The sequence below is a fragment of the Halorubrum tibetense genome (assembly GCF_042661865.1).
Taxonomy (GTDB): Archaea; Halobacteriota; Halobacteria; order Halobacteriales; family Haloferacaceae; genus Halorubrum; species Halorubrum tibetense.
Map to the genome: position 1 here is coordinate 1 of NZ_JBHSWW010000159.1, position 5610 is coordinate 5610.

The 5610-nt window shown below is 67.0% G+C and carries 5 protein-coding genes and 2 pseudogenes; 5 read left to right on the plus strand and 2 right to left on the minus strand.

Annotated elements, in window-relative coordinates; genetic code table 11:
• Window positions 1–170: pseudogene (locus ACFQEU_RS10515) on the minus strand (class I SAM-dependent methyltransferase); the annotation flags it as partial.
• Between the two features lie 157 nt (window positions 171–327).
• On the opposite strand from ACFQEU_RS10515, the gene ACFQEU_RS10520 reads away from it, so the two are divergent.
• From ACFQEU_RS10520 to ACFQEU_RS10540, 5 genes are all read left to right on the plus strand, one after another.
• Window positions 328–1425: a metal ABC transporter substrate-binding protein gene (locus ACFQEU_RS10520; RefSeq protein ID WP_379781902.1), complete on the plus strand. Its 1098-nt coding sequence runs from the start codon at window positions 328–330 to the stop codon at window positions 1423–1425.
• Between the two features lie 58 nt (window positions 1426–1483).
• Window positions 1484–2278 (plus strand): metal ABC transporter ATP-binding protein, encoded by a 795-nt coding sequence (locus ACFQEU_RS10525; protein WP_379781904.1) that lies wholly within the window; start codon window positions 1484–1486, stop codon window positions 2276–2278.
• 1 nt (window position 2279) lies between these two features.
• Window positions 2280–3275, plus strand: a complete 996-nt coding sequence (locus ACFQEU_RS10530) for a metal ABC transporter permease (protein WP_379781906.1) — start codon at window positions 2280–2282, stop codon at window positions 3273–3275.
• Between the two features lie 109 nt (window positions 3276–3384).
• Window positions 3385–4398 carry an aldo/keto reductase gene (locus ACFQEU_RS10535; RefSeq protein ID WP_379781908.1) on the plus strand — a complete coding sequence of 338 codons (1014 nt, stop codon included), beginning with the start codon at window positions 3385–3387 and terminating at the stop codon, window positions 4396–4398.
• Between the two features lie 170 nt (window positions 4399–4568).
• Window positions 4569–4886, plus strand: a complete 318-nt coding sequence (locus ACFQEU_RS10540) for an RPA12/RPB9/RPC11 RNA polymerase family protein (RefSeq protein WP_379781910.1) — start codon at window positions 4569–4571, stop codon at window positions 4884–4886.
• Window positions 4887–4976: 90 nt separating this feature from the next.
• Here the strand turns inward: ACFQEU_RS10540 and ACFQEU_RS10545 are convergent.
• Window positions 4977–5610, minus strand: a pseudogene (locus tag ACFQEU_RS10545) (hypothetical protein); the annotation flags it as partial.

The window sequence follows — 5610 nt, forward strand, 5'->3', positions numbered from 1 at the left end:
TCGAGCGTCCGCGCGCCGTCCACGTCGCCGACGTCGAGGACGGCGGGCTCGGGCGGGAGCTCGTCGAGCAGGTCGTCTATCAGTGCCGCGTCCGACCCGTCGGGGTCCCGACGGGACGCGTACGTCTCGGCCACCGCGTCCCACGCCCGACGGACCTCGTTTCGATCCATATCCGACGGACGGGAGCGAGCCGCTTCACTCCTTTGACGATCCGTCGAGATCGGGTTATGGGGCGCTGAAATGCTTGCTGGTGGAATTTTTAGACGCATCTAATTATTTTGTTTGTATCGTAACGTATATCCCTCGCTCCCGACTGAGTATTCGGTGATGACCGATCTCAGGGACGAGACTAGTCGGCGCGGATCGAGACGGAACGATCGATCGCCGTCGGGGCGGGCCGGATCGACCGGGTCGACCGGCTCGGCCAGCTCCGCCGAGTCGGGCGATCGAACGCTCTCCAGGCGCGCCGCGCTCGGCGGTATCGCGGGGGCGACGGTCGCCGTCGGGTCGACGCTCGGACTCGCCGGCTGTCTCGGCGAGGATCCACAGGGGAGTGGATCGGACGGGAACGCCGGCGAGGACGACGACCGGCCCACGGTGTTCGCCACGATGCCGGCGGTGTGGGACTTCGTCCGCCAGGTCGCCGGCGACAACATCGAGGCGATCGACCTCGTGCCGGTCGGCGAGCACGGCCACGACTGGAACCCCGAACCCGGGACGGTACAGGAACTCGACCGCGCGGACGGCTTCGTCTACCTCCGGGACTTCTCCAGCTGGCAGGACGACGCCGCCGAACAGCTCGCGGACGCCGATGTCGTCGTCGTTGAGGCCTCCGAGGGGATCGACTTCTTCGACAGTCCCGCAGAAGACAACGACGAACATTGGTGGATGGATCCGATCGAGTGTCAGACGGGCGTCGAGAACGTCGCCGACGGACTCGCGGAGATCGACCCCGACAACGCCGAGGAGTACGCCGAGAACGCCGCCGATTTCAACGAGGAACTACAGGAGCTCCACGAGGACTTCGAGGCTATCGTCGACCGCGCGGAGCTGAACGAGCTCGTCGTCGGCACCCACGACTCCTTCCAGTGGTGGAACCGACGCTACGGGCTCGACATCTACTCACCGGTCGGGACCTCGCCGGACGACGCCGCATCGCCCGGAGACGTCCAGGAGATAGAGGAGCTGATCGCGGAGTTCGGCATCGGCCACGTCCTCTACGACGTCGGCGAGCCGGGACAGCTCGCGGCGTCGCTGGCGGACGAAACGGAGACGACGGTGCTCCCGCTGTCGCCCGTCGAGACTCAGATCGACGGCACCCCGCCGATCGGCGGCGACCTGACGATGGAGTCCGACTGGGGGTACATCGACCACTTCCGCGAGATCAACCTCCCGTCGATAGCGACGGCGTTGCGAGCGGACTGAACGGAGACCGAAGACATATGCCTTCGAGACGAATCCCATCCGACAGCAAGGGTACCGAATGACGCCGGCAATCGTCGCCGAGAACGTCCAGTTCGCGTACGGAGACACGCCCGTGTTGAGCGACGTCTCCCTGACCGTTGAGGAGGGCGAATTTCTCGGGCTCGTCGGTCCCAACGGCTCGGGGAAGACGACGCTGCTGAAGATCCTGCTCGGGCTCAAAACCCCCGACTCGGGATCGGTTCGACTGTTCGACACGCCCGCACGGGCGTTTACGGACGGCACGCGGCTCGGCTACGTCTCCCAGCAGTCGAGCGAGGCCGACGCGACCATGCCAGTCACCGTCCGGGAGGTCGTCACGATGGGCCGGTACGCACACGCCGGGATCCGCCGGCTCAGCGAGGCCGACCGTCGCGCGGTCGACGAGGCGCTCGACCGGGTCGGTATCGCGGCGCTCGCGGATCGACGGATCAACCGACTATCCGGCGGCCAGAAACAGCGAGCGTACATCGCCCGGGCGCTCGCGAGCGAGGCTGACCTCCTCGCCCTCGACGAACCCACTGTCGGCGTCGATACCGACTCAGTCGAGCGGTTCTACCGCCTGCTCGACGAGCTCAACGACGAGGGGATCACCATTGTCCTCATCGAGCACGACGTCGGACTGCTGGCCGAGCACGCGACCACGATGGCGTGTCTCGACGGGGAGCTGTACGCACACGACGAGACGCGACCGTTCCTCGAAAGCGACGCCTTAGAGCGGGTGTTCGGCTCCGCGCGATCCGTCCGCGCCGACGCGCTGGGCCGAGATGCTGACGCGCTGGCTGGAGAGGCCGACTCGCTGGCCGGAGGCGACTGAGATGGCGACGAGCGACCGACTTGCGGACGCCTTCCCGCCACAGAGCGCCGCCCGACGGCTCGGGATCGTCGCAGGGGTCGGCGTCCCCGCGGGGCTCGCGATCGTGTCGTTCATCGTCTGGGTGTTCCCGCCGTTGTACGAGGCGTTCTGGGGGGTGACGTGTTCGACCGCCGGCGTTTGGCTCGTCTGTAGCGGGTTCCTCCAGCGCGGGTTCACCGCCGGGATCCTGATCGGCATCACTGCCCCCATCGTCGGCGCGTACTTGGTCAACCGGCAGATGGCGCTCATCGGTGAGGCGCTCGCCCACACCGCGTTCGGTGGGGTCGCGATCGGACTGTTCATCGGCGCGGCGGTGCCGACGCTGGACTACCCGCTCCTGTTCGCGCTCGTCGCGGCCGCGATCGGCGCGCTCGGAATGCAGTGGATCGCGGTCAACACCGACGGATACGCCGACATCCCCATCGCGATCATGCTCACCGGTGGGTTCGCGGTCGGGATCGCGGTGATCTCCTACGGCGTCGTGTTCAGCGCGACCGTCGAGAGCTACCTGTTCGGCGACATCCTGTTCGTTCCCTTCCGGAACGTCCAACTCATGGTCGGGTTGACGATGCTCGTCGCGGGGGTCGTCGCACTGACGCACAAACAGCTCCTCTTTATCACGTTCGACCGGGAGGCGGCGCGGCTCGCGCGGATCGACGTGTGGTTCTACGACACCCTGCTGATCGTGTTGACCGCGCTCGTCGTCGTCGCGGCGATGCAGGTGCTCGGCGCGATCCTCGTCGCCGGCATGCTGGTCATCCCCGTCGCCGCCGCCATGCAGGTGACGGGGAGCTTCAACGGGGGGCTCGTGTTGTCGGTCGTCTTCGGCCAGGTCGCAGTGCTGGGCGGCATCTTCGTCTCGTACGCCCTCAACATCGCGACGGGTGCGACGATCATCCTCGTGGCTATCGCGCTGTACCTCCTCGCCCTGGCGATCGGAACGCTCCTGGGCCGGTGACGAACCCGTCCCTGTAGCGGCGTTTCGCGCCGCTTCGCGGGCGGATCACGTGAACCGGTACCATCCGGTTTCTCCAGTCTTTTGCCGTGACGACGTGAACGGTGACGCGATGACACCCGCACTCGACGAGATCGACCTCGACACCGTCACGCTCGGACGGACGGGCCTCCGAACGAGCGAACTCCAGTTCGGTACGTGGCGCTTCGGCCGCGTGACCGAGGCCGGCAACGTGGAGATCGGCGAGGAGCGCGCACACGAGCTGCTCGACGCCTACGCCGAGGCGGGCGGTCGCTACATCGACACGGCCGACGTGTACGGCGGCGGCGACTGTGAACGCTGGATCGGCGACTGGCTCGCGGACCGCGACCGCGAGCGCTACACGATCGCCTCGAAGATCTACTGGCAGATCCGCGAGGACGACCCGAACAGCCGGGGGACGAACCGAAAGAACCTCCGACACCGACTCGACGCCCTACTCGACCGGCTCGACACGGACTACGTCGACGTCCTCTACATCCACCGGTGGGACGACGAGACGCCGGCTCGTGAACTGATGAAGACGCTCAACGGGCTCGTCGACGACGGCAAAGTCCACTACCTCGGCGCGTCTACGATGCGACCCAACGCGTGGAAGGTCGCTCGTGCCAACGAGATCGCGAAGGCGGAGGGATGGGAGCCGTTCACCGTCCTCCAGCCGCGGTACAACCTCGTCGACCGCGAGGTCGAGGGGGACTACCTTGAGTTCGCGCGCCAGCAGGAGCTGGCCGTCTGCCCGTGGAGCCCGCTCGGACAGGGCTTCCTGACCGGGAAGTACGACCGCGACGCCGATCTCCCCGACGACTCGAAAGCGGCCGAGTCGAGTCGCTTTCAGGAAGCGTACCTCACCGAGGAGAACTTCCATCTCCACGACGAGCTCGACGGCGTCGCCGACGAGGTCGACGCCTCGCCGGCACAGGTCGCGCTCGCGTGGCTCTCCCACCGCGACGGCGTCACCGCACCCATCGTCGGCGCGCGGACCGTGGACCAGCTCACGGAGAACCTCGCGAGCGCGACGATCGATCTCTCCGACGAGCAGGTCGACCGACTCACCGCTGCGAAGTCCGGGCCGTACGACGACTTATAAGAGACAGCCGTACAACGACTTATAAGAGACAGCCGTACAACGACTTATAAAGGGCAGCCGTACAACGACTTATAAGAGACAGCCGTACGATCGAGGCGAGTCGTCGCCGGCGATCCACGACGGATCGGAGGTTAACACCTATATCCGACAACGATGTACGATCGCGGTATATGCAATTCTGTGACGAATGCGGTTCGGTGATGCACACGGAGGGCGACACGTGGGTGTGTCGTTCCTGTGGGGCCGAGGAGCCGCGGGACTCGCAAGCGGAGGCGGCGATGACGACCCAGGACGGCCAGCGGGACGACGGGGCCCCCGCCGTGGCTGATGCGACCCGGGACGCCTCCGAGACGATGCGGGAACCCTGTCCGGCGGCCGACTGCGACAGCGACCGCGCGTACTACGAGATGATGCCGAAACCGGGCGGATCCTACGAAGTTCGGCTGTTCACCTGCGTCGAGTGTGGCCACAAGTGGCGCGACTCCTGACGGCGCGTCCCCCGAACCCAGCCGCTCGCGTATCCCCCGTCGGCGACTCCGTGGTCCGTCGCCGATCGGGTGGTCGGGGTGGCTGACCGGTTAGCCGACGTAGTCGAAGGCGACGGCGAGGTCGTCCGCGCCCCAGAAGGTGAACCGGTAGCGGCCGGGTTCGAGGTCGGGGCACACGCGAAGGTGGTCCTCGTGGGGACCGCCCTCGATCAGCCCGTCCTCGGTCATCGTGAACGACCACTCGACGGTCTCGCCCGGTCTCGTCGAGACGAGCTCGTCCGTGTACGCGAACCGGGAGGCGTCGTCGCCGCCGCGCACCTCGGTCCACCCCTCCTCGGTGTACAGTTCGATGGTGTACTTCCCGTGATTACCGACGCCGATGTCGTGTGCGGCCACGTTCGTCATCTCCACGCGGAACTCGTCGCCCCGTTCGAGCCGGAGCGCCTCGTCCGCGTCGTCGCCGTCGTACGCGGGATTCACGAGCCGCAGTTCCAGCCCCTCGTCGTCGCCGACGCTCCCGCCGGAGCCCCAGTTCACGTCGTCGGCGATCGACGGGTGTCGCTCGAACTCGTCGTCCGGACAGGTGAGCGCGGCCGGCACGGTCGCCGGCTCGCCGCTCGGCCGGACGAACCCGTCGAGCGACGCGGGGTCTCGAACCCCGTCCGCCCCACTGATCTCGTCGCTGTCGCCCCAGCCGTTGGTGACGGTGAGTCGCAGTCGCTCG

What these genes read in the sequence shown, in the direction of transcription:
- ACFQEU_RS10520 (WP_379781902.1), top strand. Translation starts at nt 328, where the DNA reads ATGACCGATCTCAGGGACGAGACTAGTCGGCGCGGATCGAGACGGAAC.
- ACFQEU_RS10525 (WP_379781904.1), top strand. Translation starts at nt 1,484, where the DNA reads ATGACGCCGGCAATCGTCGCCGAGAACGTCCAGTTCGCGTACGGAGAC.
- ACFQEU_RS10530 (WP_379781906.1), top strand. Translation starts at nt 2,280, where the DNA reads ATGGCGACGAGCGACCGACTTGCGGACGCCTTCCCGCCACAGAGCGCC.
- ACFQEU_RS10535 (WP_379781908.1), top strand. Translation starts at nt 3,385, where the DNA reads ATGACACCCGCACTCGACGAGATCGACCTCGACACCGTCACGCTCGGA.
- ACFQEU_RS10540 (WP_379781910.1), top strand. Translation starts at nt 4,569, where the DNA reads ATGCAATTCTGTGACGAATGCGGTTCGGTGATGCACACGGAGGGCGAC.